Origin of the sequence: Duncaniella freteri, assembly GCF_004766125.1 — a bacterium.
GTDB lineage: Bacteria > Bacteroidota > Bacteroidia > Bacteroidales > Muribaculaceae > Duncaniella > Duncaniella freteri.
In genome coordinates this window covers 1131242-1149731 of record NZ_SJSA01000001.1, presented here as the reverse complement: position 1 = coordinate 1149731, position 18490 = coordinate 1131242, and the positions used below count along the sequence as shown (strand labels likewise).

Here is an 18490-nt window from a genome sequence, read left to right as displayed (position 1 = left end):
ATATTTTTGTGGGATTATTCATGTTAAATTCCGCAATTATGACTTCTCGTTTCATTTCCTCTGTTCTTGTGCTGTTGTGTGTCGAATATTCCGGCGTGCTTCTGTCGGTCCTCGCTGATCTTGTCAGCGGTGTGCGTCGCGCTCGTCGCGAGGGACAGTCATGCACATCCCGAGGACTTCGCCGCAGCGTAGCCAAGCTCTCGTCCTATTTCCTCTCCCTGTTCTGCCTCACGGTGGTGGATGGCATGATTGTAGCAGCTATCATCACCTTGTCATCCTTGGGCAAATCATTCTTGCCGCCGTTCCCATATCTTACTACAGTCGGAGCCGTTTCTTTAGTGCTTATCGAGGCAAAAAGCATAGCTGAAAATTCGCCTCATCGAGCCCGGCTGGCTGAGGCGTTGCATGTGTTTATGAGTATACTCAGGAAAGGAAGGCGCGTGTGAAAACGAAGTAATTAGTAGCTGTTTTGTGAGCCTGGGTTGTGAAATATTGCTGTGATCGTGATATGGCTGTTCTGAAAAACATTTGGGCGAAAAAAGTATTTTCACTAATTTTGCCCTGTTGAACCAACACGTTGTAAAATAACTCAACGAAACAAACCCAAATGACTGACTTCAATTATATCCATATAGCTTTTCGCGGAGAGATACAGGGAGCTACCCGCACTCTTTATACCTATGCTCCTGACGATACCAATGTCAATCCTGAATGGGACACTGCTATGGTAGAGCCGGCTGCCGCCATAAAACGTTTCCTTAACACTAATGAATGTTATGTGCTCCAGGACTCGGAGCTCGGACACTACATATCTCTTATCACCCGCAACACCGTGTTTCCTGAGCGTGGCTATGTGATGATATCCATTCTCATCGACAATGGCTGTGCCCTCACCGGCAGGCAGGTGCTTGGCATGTTTGCAGGTCTCAAAAGAGTGTTTATCGAAGAGGAAAATCTCTCTGATGAAGCTGTAGAGACTGTGCTTCTTGAGGCGGGTGTGCCTCGGGAGCCACTTAGGCTTGAGGCATGGAAATATGCCGTGCCTGAATCCTCGGCAGAGATTGTCGGTGAGGCGGCTTACCGTACCTATATTTCCCATCAGGAGCTTGAGTCGATATTCTCTTTTCCCGGTCAGCCCGAATATGACGGCTATCGTTGCATCATAATAGTTTCGGCTTCCACCTCACTGCGTCCTGGCGTAAAGATGCCACGCATCACAGTGCCTATCCGTAAGCAGTATGGGGTCGTGTGTCCCGAAGGTGTTTCCGCATCCTCCACTCTTGTGTATGACGGAGACCGTCTGGTGCTCACCTATTCCAAGGAGGGATTCAATTCTCACTCCGAGACTGTGGTGGCTGGTTCGCCTGCCGCCTATACAAAGTATGAAGGCTCCACTATACTTGTGCGCACGGCTGCGCAGACCGGCATTCGATTCATACGTCGCGTGCCTATAAGCGTGACATCAGTGAAAGGTGTCACTGTTAATGGCTACACCATCTCGGTCAACGGCCGTTCCGTGAGCACGGCTGATCCTTTCATTGACTTCACTGAGCGTGATCTTGATCCTGACGGAGATGTGGAGATTCAGGTTGCCTCCAATAATTACCGTCCTTTGAAACTTTCTATGCCGAGTGCCGAGATGCTTACTACTGAGCAGCTAAATCTCGAATTACAGCCATTGGAGCAGTGTGTGACGCTGCGTCTTGATTTCGGTGACGGACGCGTGTTCGAGCAGCAGATATCCATTGAGAAGAATACGCCTGAATACAACAGGCTTCACTCCGGCAATTTTCATGGATTCCGTGCCAATCGTCAGATTACAGGAGACAATACCGAGGTATATAATGTGGATGTACGTACAGGCAATGCCTCTGCCGGATCGGCCAATTCCGAACAATCACGTACTGAAGATACCGACGAAGCCAAGAAGGCAGCTCCGAAATTTGTAAATGTTTCCGACGAGGCTGTGCAGGAACGTCCGCACATCGATGCCAGAGTCCCTGTTGATGCTCGTCGTGATGAAACATCCGCAACTTATGATTGGGATGGCTCCGATGATGGAGATGACGATTCCGGTTCAGCGTTCTCTCGTCGCAAGGCTGTCAAGTGGCTCGGATTCGGATTGCTCGGTGTTGCCATCGTTGTGATTGTCGCACTTCTGCTTCCTGAAGGAGAGGGTCTTGATACGGTTCTGTCAGATCCTACAGAACTGGCTGCCTCAGGTGATGCCGCTGCCGACTCTATAGCTCGTCAAGCCCAGCCCATGACCACTGAGGAGACTGCCGATGCCGAATATCTCAACGCAAATTCTGAATGGGATTTCTCCAGGCTTGTAAGCCCTATGGGACGATCTCTCGCCAAGGCATTTACCGACGGAGATCTAAAAGCTCTTGTGGAGAACGATTATTTCGCGGTCAAGGGGCGTTGCACCAACAGGGATGCAAATCAGATAGCCGATATGGCTTGGCGTGCTATTGGCTCCCCTAATGAACGTGGAAATGCGCGCAAGCTTCGACAGAGTGTAAGCGGCAATTCTATCGTGCTCCGTAATGCGGTCAACTCCATAGCCAAGGTGCGGCCTGCCGAGAATGCCAACGAGAGTCCACGTCCGCAAAAATAGTTTTATATACGTGAGCAGGACCGCAGCATGTCTCGGACCTGCTCATTTTGAATTTATATAATCTTCCCCAATAAAATTCAACTTAAAAATGACAATCAACGAAATACAGGCAGAGATCGTAGACGAGTTCTCGGAAGTAGACGACTGGATGGACCGTTACGGCATGATTATCGATCTCGGAAATTCTCTCCCCCCTATTGAAGAAAAATATCGCACCCCTGACCATCTTATCGAGGGATGTCAGAGCCGCGTGTGGCTCAATGCCGAGCTTTCTCCTGAAGGTAGGATCCGCTATACGGCCGATTCGGACGCAATAATAGTGAAAGGCATAATATCGCTTCTTGTCAAGGTGCTTGATGACCAGACTCCCGATGATATCCTTAACGCCGATCTTCATTTCATCAACGATATCGGATTGAGCGAGCATCTGTCGCCCACACGTTCCAATGGGCTTCTCGCGATGCTTAAGCAGATGCGCCTGTATGCGCTTGCATTCAAGGCGAAGCAGTAGCAGGAGGGCTGTCTGAGCGGTATGGAGCATCTGATGGCTTGTTGCGCGGAAACAATTCCGATCGGTCCGGCGTTTCAGTGTTGAGATTGTTCCACCATTATATCGGCAGGTATGAATGGGACTGATGCGCCATAAGAGCGGGGATGAAACCCGCGGAGTGTGTGTCAAAATATCCTAATTTACGTATGGATATGGATTTTTTTATTAACTTTGCTCTAAAACCTATCGCTTATGCCAAGAATCCTCACTCTACTGCTCATTTCCATAGCGGCATCCATAGGTGTTCAGGCTCAGGTGCTTCCACAACTCAAGCGAGAGAAGCCTGACCTTGAAGAGATTCGCCGTGCCACACTTGACCACACCTCTCCTTACTATTATCCACGGCTGATGAAGGAGTTCCAGCGTAATGATACGCTGATGAAGATCGACAAGTTCAGGCACCTCTATCTCGGATATATGTTTCAGGAGGACTATAATCCTTACAGGTCCAGCGAGCGTACCATAACATATGATGCAACACTTAACCGGTCCAAGAACCTCACTCGTCAGGAGTGCGATTCTGTTATAGCATATGCCGAGCAGGCACTTTCCGACAACCCTTTCAACCTGGGTGAGATGGTGATGCTCATAAATGCTCTGAGAGGGAAAGGAAAGACTAATCTTGCCAACATATGGCAGTACAAGCTCAACTATATCCTCATGTCGATAGTGTCGACCGGCACAGGTCTTGATGAGGAGAATGCATGGTATGTGATAGAGCCTCAGCATGAATATGTGCTCCTCAACATGATGGACTACTCTGTGAGCGACCATGTGTTCTACGATCCTTCCTATGAGTATATCACGGTCAGGAATGCGGATGGCAAGGACTCCGGAGGCTTCTATTTCAATATTGGACCTCTTCTTGAAGAATACTATCGCAAACACCCGGATGAGCTTTAATGCTTTGTGGGTGATGGAGTTGCATGTAAGGAAAAACCCATGAATCTTACTCCGTTAGTACGACCGTTCTTTTTGCACAAGGCTGCGAACGTGCGTTCGTGGCAAGGGCGGATACGCATGGTGCAGTTGCGACAGCTGCAATGGCTGCTGTCTCGTGGAGCCTCTACAAAGTGGGGGCAGGAACATGGTCTTGATGCTTCGTCGGACCGTGACATCGACAGGGTGTACGATGAGTTGCGCAGGGCTGTCCCTATGGTGCAGTCCTATCCTGATATCAGGGAGTCAGTGATGCGTATGGTAGGCGGAGAGGCTGATGTGCTGTGGCCGGGTGTCACAAGGCGTTTTGCTCAAAGCTCCGGAACCTCGGACGGTAAAAGCAAGTATATACCTGTCACCGATGATTCTCTTCGCGTCAACCATTACGATGGCGGCTCTCAGGTGGTTGCGCAGTATCTGTCGCTCTACCCTGACAGCCGGCTGTTTTCCGGCAAGAGCTTTATACTCGGAGGCAGCTATGCCAATGAATTGTCATTGCGTTCGGGGGTTAAGGTGGGTGATCTCTCTGCCACGTTAATTGACTGCATCAATCCTTTCGCCAATCTTGTGCGTGTCCCCTCCAAGAAAGTGGCTCTGATGGCTGACTGGGAGGAGAAATTGCCCCGGCTCATCGAGGCATCCATGTGTGAGGATATAACAAACATTTCAGGCGTGCCGTCATGGTTTCTTACGGTTCTGAAAGGTGTTATGCAGAAGGCTGGAGTAGGTTGTATACATGATGTGTGGCGTAATCTCGAAGTGTTCTTTCACGGCGGTATCTCAATGGCTCCGTATCGTGAGCAATATGCTCATATCACACGTCAGGGTATGCGTTATCTGGAGAGCTACAACGCTTCTGAAGGATTCTTTGCCGTGCAGGACACCATCGACTCCCCCGGCATGTTGTTGCTTCTTGACAGTGGTGTGTTCTACGAGTTCATCCCTCTTTCGGAGATTGACTCTGACCGCCATTCCACCATTCCGTCCTGGGAAGTTGAGCAAGGCAAGGTGTATTCGATAGTCATATCCGCGTGCAACGGCTTGTGGCGTTACACTCCAGGCGATACTGTGCGCGTTGAGAGCGTCGATCCGCTGCGCATCACAATTGCAGGGCGTACAAAATGCTTTATCAACGCATTCGGAGAGGAGCTTATGGTAGAGAACGCTGAGGCTGCCATGACGCGTGTGTGCCGTGATATGGACTGCTCGGTGGTCAATTATACCGCCGCCCCTGTCTATGCTTCTGACAATAGCCGCGGCCGCCATGAATGGCTCATTGAATTCGACCGGGAGCCGGCATCTATCGAAGCTTTCGCCGCATCCCTTGATATTGCGCTACAGGATGTCAACTCCGACTATCAGGCAAAGCGCGCGCACGGCATATTTCTTGATCCGTTAACTGTGGTCAAAGGGCGGAGCGGCGTATTCAATGACTGGCTTGCATCGACAGGCAAGCTTGGCGGGCAGCGTAAGGTGCCGCGTCTTTCCAATACCCGTAATCCTATTGATGATATCCTTAAATTAAACAGATGATATGAAACTACGATTATTGTCCCTTATCGTTGCCTTATGGTCTGTGGCACATGTTTATGGTGCCCAGGCTCCGAAATATATATTCTATTTTATCGGTGACGGTATGGGGATGGCGCAGGTGCTTTCCGCACAGGTGTACAACCGTACTGTGCTCGGCAATACCGATCCTATTCTTATGATGCAGTTTCCTGTCGCATCGCAGGTCACCACACACTCAGCATCATCCCCTGTCACAGACTCTGCCGCCGCCGGCACAGCTCTGGCTACCGGACATAAGACCGATAACGGGATGCTTGGCGTGACTCCTGATACTGTTGCGGTCACATCAATAGCCAAGGAGCTTTTTGACCGTGGATATGGTGTGGCTCTTGTGACTTCTGTCCCGCCTGATGACGCTACGCCTGGAGCATTCTACGCCCATGTGCCGGACCGTGGCATGTACTATGAGGTAGGGAAACAGGCTGCTGAGTCAGGCTATGACTTTATTGCTGGGTCCAATCTGCGCGGCACAAAAGATAAGGACGGGAACCCTAATGATCTCATCGATTCATTCCGGGATAACGGTGTGGATATTGCTTATGGTATTGAAGGGCTTGATGGTATCCGGTCGCGTCGTGTGCTTCTGCTCAATCCTGAGGAGATCACATTAGGGCAGATCAATTTTACCATAGATTCTGTCCCTGGGGCTATGAGCCTTCCCGATATGACGGAAGCTGCTATAAGCCACTTGCAGAAGAATGGCAGAGACCGTTTCTTTATGATGGTTGAGGGTGGAAATATCGACTATGGCGGTCATGCAAATGACGGCGGCACTATCGTCAAGGAGGTCCTCAACTTCAATCAGGCTCTCCGCCATGCGTATGATTTCTATCTTGCACATCCCGATGAGACTCTTATCGTTGTGACTGCCGATCACGAGACCGGAGGCATGGGGCTCGGCAACAATAATGTAGGTTACGACCTGCGTCTCGGCTATATGGATTATCAAAAGATATCAAAGGATCGCTTCGCCGATATGTGCCGTGCCATGCGCAAGTCACGCCGTATATACGAATGGGAGGATATGAAGGAGATATTGACTGACAAGCTCGGTTTTTGGAGTCATGTCCCTGTGACTGACGAGCAGACGGCTCAGCTTGAAGAGGAATTCAACCGCTGTTTCAAAGGTGATATGGCATCCGATCATCACACGCTGTACAATTCGTTCAATACTTTTACTGAGAAAGTGTATCGTGTTATTGATGGTGTCACTGGCATAGGATTTACCACTAACGGACATTCTGGCGGTCTTGTCCCGCTCTATGCAATCGGAGTCGGAGCCGAATGTTTCTCATCCCTGAATGACAATACATCCATTCCGGCGAAGATTCGCGGGCTAATGAAGTAAAGAACATATATTCAAAGATAAGGGCGGGAACATGTTCCCGCCCTTATCTTTGAATGGTGGTAAGTATTTACACTTTAAAGACTTATTTCTCGGGAAGAGTTACCTTTGAGAGTGCTCCTGTCAGATGGGCTATCGTGATGCCGTAGTTGGTCATCGGAACCCCTTGTGCCTTGGCTCTTGCCACGCGTGAAAGCAGGTATTGACGATTGAACATGCATCCTCCGCAGTGGATCACCAGGTCATATCCGGTCAGATTGTCGGGGAAGTCGCGTCCTGACACATGGTCGATGCGCAGTCCCTGACCGATTCTTTTTCTCAGGAGAGCTGGAATCTTTGCTCTGCCTATGTCCTCGCTCTGAGGTGCGTGGGTGCATGCCTCGGCGATGAGCACATGAGAACTCTCTGTAAGTTTTGATATTGTTTGCGCGCTTTCGGCGAAGAATCTGATGTCACCCTTGTGTGCAGCCATGAGCACCGAGAATGATGTGAGCATAGTACCTTCGGGCACCAGAGGATATACATTTGCAAAAGCCTGTGAGTCGGTAATTATAAGCGATGGGGCTGAATTAAGGGTGGAGAGTGTGTCTTGGAGTTTTTCCGGGACAGTGCATACCGGGATGGCTTTCAGGTCGAGAAGTTCGCGTATGGTCTGTACCTGAGGCAGTATGAGTCTGCCTTTGGGTGCAGAATCGTCCTGTGGCATCACAAGCACTACAGTGTCACCCTCCTTGGCCATACCTCCGGTGATAGATCGGGTGCCGAAATCTGATGGAAGTATACGTAGAATGGCTTCAATCAGGATGGTGCGGTTCTTTGCTCTGTCACGTATGGAGCTTATGGATATGGCATTGTCGGGCACCGTTCTGTTGAGGTCTGCTTTGTTGGCTATCTCTGCATATGGAATGCCGCGCTGTTTTAGGATTTCTTGCCAGTGTGCCTCTTCGCCCATGTTCTCTCCCACAAGCAGGAGTGCGATGTCGGCTTCATCAAGAGCCTTAAGAGTCAGGCTGATGCGCTGTCTGCCCAGCTCTGTGTCATCGTCGAATCCGGCAGTGTCTATGAAAACGCATGGACCGGCTTCGGGCAGCTCCATGTTCCTGCGGACAGGGTCGGTCGTAGTCCCCGGAGTGTCCGCTACCAGGGATGTCGACTGGTCGGTCAGCATGTTGACTAACGATGATTTTCCGCTGTTGCAGGCTCCGAGTATTATTATGTGCAGTCGGTTCATGTCGCCAGTTTTTAGAATCTGAAATCTCGTTGACCCTGTTCGATCATTGCAAGATTCCTTATTGCTATTTCTCGCACTTTAGGATTGGTGATCGAGTTGAGTTCCCGCACTATAAGTGCCTCGCCTTTCTCTCGGAGCGATGGTGACCCATAGTCGACCATAAACTCCTTGAGGGTCATAATCGCGTTTGGACCGCAGCAGTTGGCTATCTGACCTGACTTTACAAGCGACATAAAGCGGTCGCCTGTGCGCCCCTCTCTGTAGCATGCCGTGCAGAACGATGGGATATGCCCTGTGTCAAGGAGCCATTCCACCACCTGGGAGAGTGTACGGTGGTCCGAAACATCGAATTGTGCGGTGTCCTCAGCCTCCGGTTCATCGGTATATATCCCCGACTGTTGTTTTTGAGCCTCCGCTCATCTGTGATACTCCGAGATCAAGAATCTTTGCTCTTACCGCCGGTGATTCACGAGTCGAGACTATGAGCCCTGTGTACGGCACGGCTATACGCAGCACTGCCACAATGCGGCAGAACAGTTCATCGGATATGCCGTCATTGAAATTACCTTTTTCTATGTCGAAAGCCGAACATATTCGTGGCACACTGATCGTGTGAGGTCCCACCCCGAAACGCTCTTCAAGATGTTCGGCATGCATGAGCAACCCTATGAAATCATACAGGTAGGTCGACAGTCCGTATAGAACACCCAGACCTATATCCTCTATGCCCCCTTCCATGGCTCGGTCCATGGCTTCGGTATGGTAGGCATAATCGCTTTTTGGACCTTTCGGGTGAAGCCGTTCATAGTTGTCCTTATGGTAGGTCTCCTGAAAGAGTATGTATGTCCCTATTTTGGCGTCACGAAGGCGACGGTAATTCTCTACGGTTGTTGCGGCGATGTTAACGTTGACACGTCTGATGGCTCCGTTGCGGTGGCGTGTTGAATAGATTGTGTCGATGGATTCGAGGATATATTCGAGAGGGTTGTTGCGAGGGTCCTCTCCGGCTTCTATCGCCAGCCTTTTATGCCCCATGTCCTGAAGGGCTGTGACCTCACGGCGTATCTCCTCCTGTGAGAGTTTGCGGCGTGGGATGTCACGGTTGATGGCGTGGTAGGGGCAGTATGTGCATCCGTTCACGCAATAGTTGGAGAGATATAGGGGGGCAAACATCACAATACGGTTGCCGTAGAACTGTTTCTTTATATCGTGGGCAAGATCCTTTACACGTTCTGTCACTTCCGGATCGGTCGATTCGAGCAGTACGGCGGCTTCGCGGTGGGTGAGCCCCCGGCAGTCCTTGGCTTTGTCGAGGATCGCATCCACAAGATGGCGGTTATTGGCATTTTCAGCCGCATACCGTATGGTGTCAAGTATTTCTGAATGGTTTATGAATTTTGTCGCTGACATGATTGTTGTGTGGTAGAGCGTTAGCCGCGGTAGTCTCCGCGGTCGAATGACAGATTGAAACCGGATTCGGCTAATGATCGGGCGAGTCCGTCAATTCCGTCGATTGATTCAAGTCCGAAAGCCGCCTTGTTATCGTAGAGCCTGTAGGCGTTCCGCGCATCGGGTGGAGATATGTTGGGCATCACGACATTTGCTCCGGCATTCAGCCCGGCAATGCGTCCGCGTGTGGGGTCAAGTGTGGCAAGTGCCGTTGTGGCAGGTATGTTGGCTTTGGGGAATATGAGCCGTAGCACTGATATGAGCCGCAGTGTGAGCTCTACGCTTCCGGCCGGGAAGGTTGAGAACGGAGTGTTGTCGGCAGGAATGAAAGGCCCTATACCTATCATTTCGGGCTGCAGCTCCCTCAAGAAGTCAATATCCTCGATTATATTGCCGAGTGTCTGGAATGGTGTGCCTATCATCATTCCGGTACCGGTCTGGTAGCCTGTGCGTTTAAGTGTGCGGAGGCATCTGATACGGTTGTGGAGCGACATTGATTCCGGATGCAGCCTGAGGTAATGGGTTTCCGAGCGTGTCTCATGCCTGAGCAGGTAGCGTGTTGCACCTGCCTCGCGGAACCTCTGTATATCATTGTCGTCCCATTCTCCAAGAGAGAGTGTTATGGCTGAATCCGGGAATTCCGAGGATATCTCTCTTACGATAGACTCTATACGATCGGCTGTAAGAGCCGGGTTCTCACCTCCTTGGAGAACGAAGGACCGCAGTCCGGCTGAATGGGCAGTCCGGCATGAGCTTACAATCTGTTCGGTGGAGAGTGTGTAACGGCTCACCGATGTATTGCCTGAGCGTATGCCGCAGTAAAGACAGTTGTTGCGGCACACATTGGTGATCTCGATCAGCCCCCTTGCATACACATCGCGCCCGAACACCTCATCGGTGAGGCGTCGGGCATCGGCGTGTAGCTTCCCGATCAAGGCGCGTGGCGCGTCCTTGTCGAGAATTTTCAGTATAAAGTCGTTGTCCACAGATGATTGATGGCGGGGACGAATGCCACTTTAGTATGTTTTCTTCTGCTTTGTCAGTTCTTTTGCGAATCTCCGTTTTCCGTCGGATACTGTTGTGCCCGAACTTGGACCGGTGATGCAGCCACCCTCGCATGCCATGACTTCTATGAAGTTGGCGGGTGCTTTGCCTGTTTTGGCATATATGCCGAGCAGAGATATGTTTTTCTTGTGGAGGTCGGACACTTGAAGTTCATTTACACGGTCGGCATCGAACTTCAGATAGCTCTTGACAGCTCCTGCAACACCTCCTGTAGCCGCAAATCCGTGTGCCTCACGTACGGATGTATGCTCCATGGCATAGGGCTGTTCCTTCGCAAAGTCTATTTCGTAAGCATCGAATATGGAGGCGACCTCTTCAAAAGTCATCACATAGTCCACTGCGTCGTCACGGCGGGCTTCTTTGCGCTTAGCTACGCATGGTCCCATGAACACGACTTTCGCTTCAGGGTCTTTCTCCTTGGCGATTCTCGCTGTGTAGTACATGGGGGAGCCTGTCTCGGATACGTATTTCTGTAGGGCTGGGAGATGCTTGCGTACAAGTTCTATGTACGATGGGCAGCATGATGTGGTCATGAACGGAGCTCCGCCTTCGATGCGTTCGAGTAGTTCGTGTCCCTCATGCTCTACAGTCATCATTGCGCCCTGTGCGACTTCTATCACATCGGTGAAGCCTATCTTGCGTAGGGCACCGTACACCTGTTCGATGGTGGTGTCGAACTGTCCGAGTATTGACGGGGCTACTATTGCAGTCACCTTCTCCCCGCGTCTTATAGCCTCCAGCACATCGAAAGCCTGCGATATTTCGAAGATTGCTCCGAATGGGCAGGCATTCATGCATTTGCCGCAATAGATGCATTTCTCTTCGTTGATGTATTCGATGCCTCTTTCATCTTTGGTGATCGCGCCTACCGGACATGCCTCCTCACAGGGCACAGGGATGTATACGATAGCGTGATATGGACATGATTTGTGGCATATGCCACAGCTTATGCATGTGTTATGGTCAATGCGTGCCTTGCCCGATTCTTCGTCGAGCGAAATGCAGCCTTTGGGGCAGTTGTGTATGCAGGAGCGCGCCACACATCCGCGACACAGGTTGGTGATCTCATAGTTGATCTGTACGCACGATGAGCATGCCTCGTCGATGACGCACATTATATTGTCCTTTATCACGCCGTTCTTTGAGCGGTCCATTGCCATGCGGGCATATTCCGACAGTGGTGTCAGCTCGTCGGATTCATTGGTCATGTCAAGTCCGAGAAGAGGGAGTGATTTATATTTCCACACGGCACGTTCCTTGTGAATGCAGCACCGGCCCGGGTGCCCCGAGTTACGAGGACTCAGTTCGATGGGGAGTCTGTCAATTTTTTCGATTAGTGTACCGTTCTTCCACAATTTGACAAGTTCTGTCAGCAATTTGTGTCGAACAATCATAATATTGTTCTTAAGTGCCATGCGATGGTAAAATAAGTTTAAAATATATGACGCAAAGTTAATTATAATTGCGAAAACAGGCAATTGTTTAGAAACTTTTGCTGCTTTTGGGGCGGTTTGGCAGACATAAACCATGTATGCTGCCTGATGGCACTTTTGGTGAGGAGCCTCTTTGGGCTCCGGTGTGTTTTAGTATATTTCTTTGGCAATACGGCGCACTGAGTCGGTTGCCATAAGCGTATAGAAGTGGATGGATGGAACTCCGTGGGCTATGAGATCACGGCATTGGGCGATGCTCCATTCTATTCCTGTCTCTTTGGCTTGCTCGTCGGTTGAGCATCGGGCAAGCTCTATGGCGAAAGGTTCTGGGATGTCGGTGCGGAACACTCTCGGGAGCACATTCAGCTGATTTCTGAGCACTATGGGCTTTATGCCTGGAATTATGGGTACGGTGATGCCTTCTGCACGGCATCGAGTCACGAAGTCGTAGTATTTTTGATTGTCGAAGAACATCTGGGTCACCAGATAGGATGCTCCCTGCTCTACTTTCATGCGAGCATACCGTATGTCGCTTTCCATGTTTGGTGCGGACTCGTGTTTCTCGGGGTAGCATGCCATGCCGTAGCTGAATGGCGTGGCATTTGCCTCGAATGTCTCACCATCGGCATATATCCCGCGGTTGAAGTCATTGACCTGCTGTTGCAGATCGGTGGCGTGCTGATTTATTTTTGTCGGATCGGCTGATTTGTCCGGTCCTTTCGCGTCGCCTTGCAGGAGCAGGAGGTCGTGCACACCGAGAAAGTTAAGATCTATGAGGGCATATTCGGTTTCATCGCGTGTGAAACCTTTGCATATGATATGCGGCACTGCGGTTATGCCGTATTTATTCTGTATCGCTGATGCTATCGCCACCGAGCCGGGACGTTTGCGTATCTTTTTCTTGATGTAGGATCCGTCGGGCATCTCCTGATACTGGACCTCGCTGTGGTGGGAGGTTATGTTGATGTACTTGGGATCGAATTCGCGGAGCTTGTCGATAATGCTGTATACACGTGTGATGTCGTTGCCTTTAAGCGGTGGCAGTATCTCGAATGAGAATGCAGTGTGCCCTTGTGTGGCTTTGAGTTGGTCTATTACTCGCATTGGCATGTGTCTTGTTTGTACGCCTTTTTGGCTGCGTTGTTGAGGTATATCTGAGCCTCGGGTCCGAGATTGAATATGAGATCGAGGATTGAGAGTCCTCCAAGGAATCCGAGTTTGTCCTGTCTGACCTGGCGGTAGGGGAGCAGGTTGTCGGCGGTGATGTCGGGGATATTGTGTCCGGGGTGGTCTTCCCGAATCGGTCCTTCGGTCGGGGATTCCGTATTGCAGACAGCCATTCCGAGTATGTCGCGGATCTCGTGGTCCCAGGCTTTTGCGAGAGTGTGAAGCAGGGGGAAGCGGTCATCCACTCCTGTGGTGAGCATTGGTAGGAAACGGTCGATGTAGAATTCGAAGTAGGGGGTACGTCCATACGCGCTTTCGAGTGCCACCCGATGTACGTCCCACCATGCTCCATGGGTCGATATTCTCACCTCATCCCACCGGCAACGGCTTGTTGACGGTTTGGCAATGGGGACTGTGAGCTGCAATGTGCCTCTGACGTCCGCTATAGTGAAGCGGTGGGTACCTTTGTCGCGCTTGTCGAACTGTCCGGTCCAGTCCATGTCAGACCATCTGTATGCCCAAGCATGTACATAATCCATTATGCCGCCACATAATCGTGGCGGGAGTTGTATATGGCTGTCTGGATATATTACAGGGCGCATGTCTTGATTTTCCTGAGGGATTCCCGGGATTAGTATGCCGGATTAATATTTTACTTTATCAGGATTTGCGTCACGTAGTATGCGGTCCCAGCGTATGCCGCCGTTGAAGAGAGAACGGTCCTTGTCGAACGATATCAGCACTTTCTCAGGGCGTCCTACGATATGGTCCTCAGGCACGAAACCCCAATAGCGGGAGTCAAGTGAATTATCTCGGTTGTCACCCATCATGAAGTAATAGTCCATCTTGAAAGTGTAGTAGTCGACAGGTTCTCCCCCTATATATACCTTGCCGTCGCGCATGGTGGCGTCATGGTTCCCTTCGTAGTCGCGTATCACTCGGGCATATCTGTCCCAGGCTTCGGGAGTAAGCCGGAGGGCTGTCCCCTTTGCCGGTATCCAGAGCTCTCCGTAATCGGCGCGGGTCCATGAATCGGCAACCCCCGAGGGATACAGCACCTCTCCATGGTTGGCGGGTACTTTCATTACCTTTGCTGTCAGAGGATTCTCCTCAAGAGACTTCACCATGGCAGGGGTGAGTGGCGATACGTATACGGCTGGAACGGAGCCGTCGGGATTCACCATAAATCCGAGGCTTGCGAGGGCTTCGGTGTCCTCGGGTGTTACCGGCACCTCGTGACGGTCGTCGGCTGAGATGCCTAAATCTTCCCATATCTCAGCAGGGGTGGCCCCTGGTTTGAGCTGATAGTAATAATTGAACTGTACATTATCGGGCTGCGCGATGGCTTTGCCGTTGATGTATATCACACCGTCGACAATCTTGATTCGCTCCCCCGGAAGCCCTACGGCTCGTTTCACATAGTTCTCGCGGCGGTCAACCGGACGATAGATTATCTCGCCGAATGTCTGCGGATTTGCGTGTACATTGTCCTTTCCGTACATTTTGCAGAGGGTGTAGTAGTCTGGGTTCTGCACTTTGAGAGCCACAGTGTCGCCGGCAGGGAAGTTGAACACTACGATGTCGCCGCGCTTAACGTTGCCAAGCCCTTTGAGACGGTGGTATTTCCATTGTGGAGAGTCGAGGTAGCTCTTGGTGTTGATGATAGGGAATGTGTTCTGCACAAGCGGAAAATGGACCGGTGTGTTGGGCACGCGCGGACCGTAAGCCATCTTGTTGACCCAAAGATAGTCGCCTACAAGAAGGGATTTTTCAAGTGATGATGAAGGTATCTGATAATTCTGCCCTATGAATGTGAACACGAAGTACACAAGAATCAGGGCATATACTATTGCATCTACCCAGCTCATCACACTTCTCACAGCCGCACTCTTGCTCTTCTTCCACCAGGTGAAAGGTATATATCCGGTGATGTAGATATCGAATAGAAGTATCCATGCCAGGGCTACCCACCAGTTGCCCAGCCAGGCTACCCATAGGAAAAATATGAGTGACACAATGCCGAAGCGTATCCAGCGTGTCCGTGAATTGTCCCTGACACGTCGCTTGAAGTCGGCTGCAAGTTGATTTTTATCCATATTTGTATTTAAGCGTACTTTATTGTACGATAGACTCTTAAAGTATGTCGTCCATCATTTGGTCAATGGTGTAGATCCCTTTGCGGGAAGCGATCCATTCGGCTGCCATTACGGCTCCGAGTGCGAATCCGTCGCGTGACTTGGCTGAGTGGGTGATGGTGATGGCGTCGACTGGCGATTCCCATGACACCACATGTATCCCCGGCACCTCATCCTTACGCAGTGCAAGCACCGGCAGTTTGTCCGACGGAATCTCTTTGGCGCGTCGGGCTATGTCGGCGGTCATTTTTTCCTGTTCCTGCTCGGTGGCGTTCATCCACAGTATGCCTTCATCCTCCCATCCTGATATTCTGGGGCATTCATCGATGATCCCTTCGGCTATGGTGATTGCTGTCCCTGAGGGATGGTCGAGTTTGTGGATATGATGTGTCTCGGCAAGATGGGGGGTGTACTGCGGGAGTTTACCCATTATGTGGGCAAGACGGCGGGAGATGTTGTTGAACACATGGACCCCTATGCTGAAGTTGCTTGAGGCAAGGAGTGCTCCGCCTGCGTCAAGGACTGCTTTCTCCACTTCGGCGCGGCGTTCGGCCCATCCGGTGGAACCGCATACCACCGGGACCCCTTTGGATGCCGCACGCATTATGTTGGCAGGGGCGGTGGAGGGGGTGGTGAACTCTATGGCTGCTTCAGCCGAGGCGAATTCCTCCGAGTCAAAGCTGTCGGTATTGCCGGCATCAATCACCGACACGATCTCGTGGCCGCGCTCAAGAGCGATGCGCTCGATGGCGTGACCCATTTTACCATATCCTATAATAGCTATTCTCATAACACCGCAAAGTTAACTAAAATTTGTCAAACAATCGGGGATGTGCCGCTACGATTAACAACTATTATCAACAATTTTCTGATTGTTTTTATGACGAAGTTCTGCCGCGCATGGTGGATTGTGTGTATCGGTACCGGAGCGGCTTGTCAGTAGTCGCTGAACAGTCTCGGTTTTATGCCGAGGCCGATGCGGATGTTGGAGTGGTACTGTTTGTAGTCAAGGAGGCCTTCGCCGTAGCCGTTGTAGTATTGGACGAAAAGGTACTGGTTGTCACGCTTGAAAAGCCGGTAGTTCAGTTCCACAATAGTGTTGTAGTTTAGTTCCCAGCCTTTGCGTTTCACCAATGTCACTGCCACTCCGAACCGTTCGTTGGGGGTGTAGAACTGGGTGCCTACCTGATAGATGCCGCAGTAATCAAGAATGTCCTTGTTCTCCATTCCGTCGATGATAGGTATCCAGAACTTGCCGTGGACTATCAGCTGCGGCCCGATCATTATGTTGCCTCCGAGCGATATGCGGTTCCAGGAGCGGGATGCTGTGCCGTCACGTCCGTTGGATTCATGCTCAAGGATGAAATTGATTTTGCCTACGAAGCGGTTGCGTACAAACAGCGGCTTGGTAAGACCTATGCCGGGGTTGAAGTTGAGGTCGGTCATAGGCATCGAATTCTCAAGCACATTCCAGAAGCATTTCTGCGTGTAGAACAGGAATAGATAGGTGCCTCCCGGCAGAGTGGTCTTGGTGAGTCGCTGGGCTATGGATATCTGGAATTTTATGTTTGTGTTGTCTTTCCTGATCTTCTGCCCGACAGGTGGCCCGAATATGAAATAGTTGTCCTTGTATAGACCGAAGAACGGTCCTGAGTCAAAGGCTTGGCGTATGCTGTCGGAATTGACAGTGCCAGTCTCCCCCTCAGGGGTTATGTTGACTATCTGTCCGCGCATATCGGGCACGGATATGGCGAAAATGATAAGCAGTATGGTGATGAATCGCATGATTGAAGCTTTAAGGGTACAAATTTAAGGATTTACTCTAAATATGTTGGCTATTAGCAGAAATTTTGCCTAATTTTGTCCCTGAAACAGCTATTTTTGAACGCAATGAGAAAACTATTCAGCATACTTGCACTATTGTGCGTACTGTTTTTGACTGTGGCATGCGGCAGTGAAGAGGAGTTTGTCATCCGGTGCGACATCAAGGGGCTCGGAACCCGCGGACTGGAGATGGTGTATGTGACACGGAGCGGTATATCGCGATTGTCATTTCATCCTGTTGACGGCAAGGTGGATATGCGTGCGTCATCGGTCCAGCCCACTCTTGTGGAGGTCTATACGATTGATGGAAGTCTGCTGTTCACATGTGTGGCGTGCAACGGTGATCATCTGGATGTCAAGATGAAACTTGATGATCCCTCTACACTTACTATCACAGGACAGGATGCTTCGCGCGATTACACGGCTTATGTGGTGGAGCATGATTCAGTTCTCACCCATGGTGACGATGCCGAGGTCAACAGTATGATAGCGGACGCAGTGCGCAGCAATCCGTCAAGCATGATGTCGGCAATGCTTATGGTGACACGTTTCCGCCCTAACGGATATGAGATGCTCGCCGACTCTCTTCTGAACGAGATATCGCCTGAGGCGCGTCCGTTCCTGGTGGTGAGGTCGTTTGCCTCTCCGATAGGTGACCAGGTGTCGACCTCGGCGCGTGGTGAGGTCAAGCCTTTCACCATATACAATGGCAAAGGCTCTATCATAAGGTATTCGCCCGGCATGCAGAGCTATGCCCTCCTCGTGTTCAACGACAAGCGTACCCCCGACAGTATAAGCCGTCGTTTAAGAGAGCTGCGTGACACCCTTACGAAACGTCAGTTCCAGCTGATAGAGATCTCGTTGGCACCCGACTCGTCCATGTGGCACAGAATGGTTGACAATGACAGCTCCACATGGCATCAGGGATGGTTGCCCGGAGGGCCCTCCTCGCTTCATATCCGTCGTCTTGCGGTGCCTCGCACGCCGTTCTATGTTGTTGCTGACAGTGTGGGGCGTCAGTGCTACCGCGGTTCGTCATTCCATAGAGCCGACACACTGCTTCGCTCACGTTTCGGACTGAACGCCGTCAAGGATTCTGTAAGACAGGATTCTGTGTCTGTCATGCCGCAATAATCAACGTGTTTTTCACGTTGTTAGGG

15 protein-coding genes and 1 pseudogene are annotated in these 18490 nt (G+C 50.9%); 7 read left to right on the top strand and 9 right to left on the bottom strand.

The window, feature by feature from the left end; all coding sequences use genetic code 11:
- Positions 1-38: 38 nt before the first annotated feature.
- From EZ315_RS04930 to EZ315_RS04905, 6 genes are all read left to right on the top strand, one after another.
- Entirely contained in the window at positions 39-446 is a 408-nt protein-coding gene (locus EZ315_RS04930) for a phage holin family protein (protein ID WP_160656623.1), read from the top strand.
- Between the two features lie 161 nt (positions 447-607).
- Positions 608-2620 (top strand): hypothetical protein, encoded by a 2013-nt coding sequence (locus EZ315_RS04925; protein WP_135471090.1) that lies wholly within the window; start codon positions 608-610, stop codon positions 2618-2620.
- Between the two features lie 88 nt (positions 2621-2708).
- Complete coding sequence (locus EZ315_RS04920) at positions 2709-3131, top strand: SufE family protein (protein ID WP_135471089.1); 423 nt, start codon at positions 2709-2711, stop codon at positions 3129-3131.
- 231 nt (positions 3132-3362) lie between these two features.
- A complete protein-coding gene (locus tag EZ315_RS04915) occupies positions 3363-4073 on the top strand; it encodes a DUF4919 domain-containing protein (protein WP_135471088.1) in 711 nt (236 codons plus the stop codon).
- A gap of 39 nt (positions 4074-4112) precedes the next feature.
- Positions 4113-5642 carry a GH3 auxin-responsive promoter family protein gene (locus tag EZ315_RS04910; protein ID WP_135471087.1) on the top strand — a complete coding sequence of 510 codons (1530 nt, stop codon included), beginning with the start codon at positions 4113-4115 and terminating at the stop codon, positions 5640-5642.
- Between the two features lies 1 nt (position 5643).
- Complete coding sequence (locus tag EZ315_RS04905; RefSeq protein ID WP_135471086.1) at positions 5644-7029, top strand: alkaline phosphatase; 1386 nt, start codon at positions 5644-5646, stop codon at positions 7027-7029.
- Positions 7030-7111: 82 nt separating this feature from the next.
- Here the strand turns inward: EZ315_RS04905 and hydF are convergent, their stop codons facing one another.
- The 9 genes and pseudogenes from hydF to EZ315_RS04860 all read right to left on the bottom strand — a co-directional run bounded on the left by hydF (position 7112) and on the right by EZ315_RS04860 (position 17291).
- Positions 7112-8257 (bottom strand): [FeFe] hydrogenase H-cluster maturation GTPase HydF, encoded by a 1146-nt coding sequence (gene hydF, locus EZ315_RS04900; RefSeq protein WP_135471085.1) that lies wholly within the window; start codon positions 8255-8257, stop codon positions 7112-7114.
- A gap of 11 nt (positions 8258-8268) precedes the next feature.
- Positions 8269-9667, bottom strand: a pseudogene (gene hydG / locus EZ315_RS04895) ([FeFe] hydrogenase H-cluster radical SAM maturase HydG).
- A gap of 20 nt (positions 9668-9687) precedes the next feature.
- Positions 9688-10692, bottom strand: a complete 1005-nt coding sequence (gene hydE, locus EZ315_RS04890; RefSeq protein WP_170957468.1) for a [FeFe] hydrogenase H-cluster radical SAM maturase HydE — start codon at positions 10690-10692, stop codon at positions 9688-9690.
- Positions 10693-10722: 30 nt separating this feature from the next.
- Entirely contained in the window at positions 10723-12186 is a 1464-nt protein-coding gene (locus EZ315_RS04885; RefSeq protein WP_135471083.1) for a monomeric [FeFe] hydrogenase, read from the bottom strand.
- Between the two features lie 168 nt (positions 12187-12354).
- On the bottom strand, positions 12355-13308 hold the full coding sequence (locus EZ315_RS04880; RefSeq protein ID WP_135471082.1) for a methylenetetrahydrofolate reductase: 954 nt from the start codon (positions 13306-13308) through the stop codon (positions 12355-12357).
- The gene (locus EZ315_RS04875; protein ID WP_135471081.1) at positions 13299-13973 is read right to left on the bottom strand and encodes a WbqC family protein; all 675 of its coding nucleotides are present in this window, start codon (positions 13971-13973) and stop codon (positions 13299-13301) included. Before EZ315_RS04875 ends, EZ315_RS04880 begins: the two co-directional genes overlap by 10 nt.
- A 42-nt stretch (positions 13974-14015) precedes the next feature.
- Positions 14016-15467: a signal peptidase I gene (gene lepB / locus EZ315_RS04870; RefSeq protein ID WP_135471080.1), complete on the bottom strand. Its 1452-nt coding sequence runs from the start codon at positions 15465-15467 to the stop codon at positions 14016-14018.
- Positions 15468-15504: 37 nt separating this feature from the next.
- Positions 15505-16296, bottom strand: a complete 792-nt coding sequence (locus EZ315_RS04865; RefSeq protein ID WP_135471079.1) for a 4-hydroxy-tetrahydrodipicolinate reductase — start codon at positions 16294-16296, stop codon at positions 15505-15507.
- A 146-nt stretch (positions 16297-16442) separates the two neighbouring features.
- Positions 16443-17291: a phospholipase A gene (locus EZ315_RS04860; RefSeq protein ID WP_135471078.1), complete on the bottom strand. Its 849-nt coding sequence runs from the start codon at positions 17289-17291 to the stop codon at positions 16443-16445.
- A gap of 105 nt (positions 17292-17396) precedes the next feature.
- Between EZ315_RS04860 and EZ315_RS04855 the strand changes: the two genes are divergently transcribed.
- Positions 17397-18464, top strand: coding sequence for a hypothetical protein (locus EZ315_RS04855; protein ID WP_135471077.1), 1068 nt, complete (start codon positions 17397-17399; stop codon positions 18462-18464).
- Positions 18465-18490 lie beyond the last annotated feature (26 nt).

Excerpts from the sequence above, each read along its gene's own strand:
- EZ315_RS04930 (WP_160656623.1), top strand. The coding sequence starts at position 39 with ATGACTTCTCGTTTCATTTCCTCTGTTCTTGTGCTGTTGTGTGTCGAA.
- EZ315_RS04925 (WP_135471090.1), top strand. The coding sequence starts at position 608 with ATGACTGACTTCAATTATATCCATATAGCTTTTCGCGGAGAGATACAG.
- EZ315_RS04920 (WP_135471089.1), top strand. The coding sequence starts at position 2,709 with ATGACAATCAACGAAATACAGGCAGAGATCGTAGACGAGTTCTCGGAA.
- EZ315_RS04915 (WP_135471088.1), top strand. The coding sequence starts at position 3,363 with ATGCCAAGAATCCTCACTCTACTGCTCATTTCCATAGCGGCATCCATA.
- EZ315_RS04910 (WP_135471087.1), top strand. The coding sequence starts at position 4,113 with ATGAATCTTACTCCGTTAGTACGACCGTTCTTTTTGCACAAGGCTGCG.
- EZ315_RS04905 (WP_135471086.1), top strand. The coding sequence starts at position 5,644 with ATGAAACTACGATTATTGTCCCTTATCGTTGCCTTATGGTCTGTGGCA.
- hydF (WP_135471085.1), bottom strand. The coding sequence starts at position 8,257 with ATGAACCGACTGCACATAATAATACTCGGAGCCTGCAACAGCGGAAAA.
- EZ315_RS04885 (WP_135471083.1), bottom strand. The coding sequence starts at position 12,186 with ATGGCACTTAAGAACAATATTATGATTGTTCGACACAAATTGCTGACA.
- EZ315_RS04880 (WP_135471082.1), bottom strand. The coding sequence starts at position 13,308 with ATGCGAGTAATAGACCAACTCAAAGCCACACAAGGGCACACTGCATTC.
- EZ315_RS04875 (WP_135471081.1), bottom strand. The coding sequence starts at position 13,973 with ATGCGCCCTGTAATATATCCAGACAGCCATATACAACTCCCGCCACGA.
- lepB (WP_135471080.1), bottom strand. The coding sequence starts at position 15,467 with ATGGATAAAAATCAACTTGCAGCCGACTTCAAGCGACGTGTCAGGGAC.
- EZ315_RS04865 (WP_135471079.1), bottom strand. The coding sequence starts at position 16,296 with ATGAGAATAGCTATTATAGGATATGGTAAAATGGGTCACGCCATCGAG.
- EZ315_RS04860 (WP_135471078.1), bottom strand. The coding sequence starts at position 17,291 with ATGCGATTCATCACCATACTGCTTATCATTTTCGCCATATCCGTGCCC.
- EZ315_RS04855 (WP_135471077.1), top strand. The coding sequence starts at position 17,397 with ATGAGAAAACTATTCAGCATACTTGCACTATTGTGCGTACTGTTTTTG.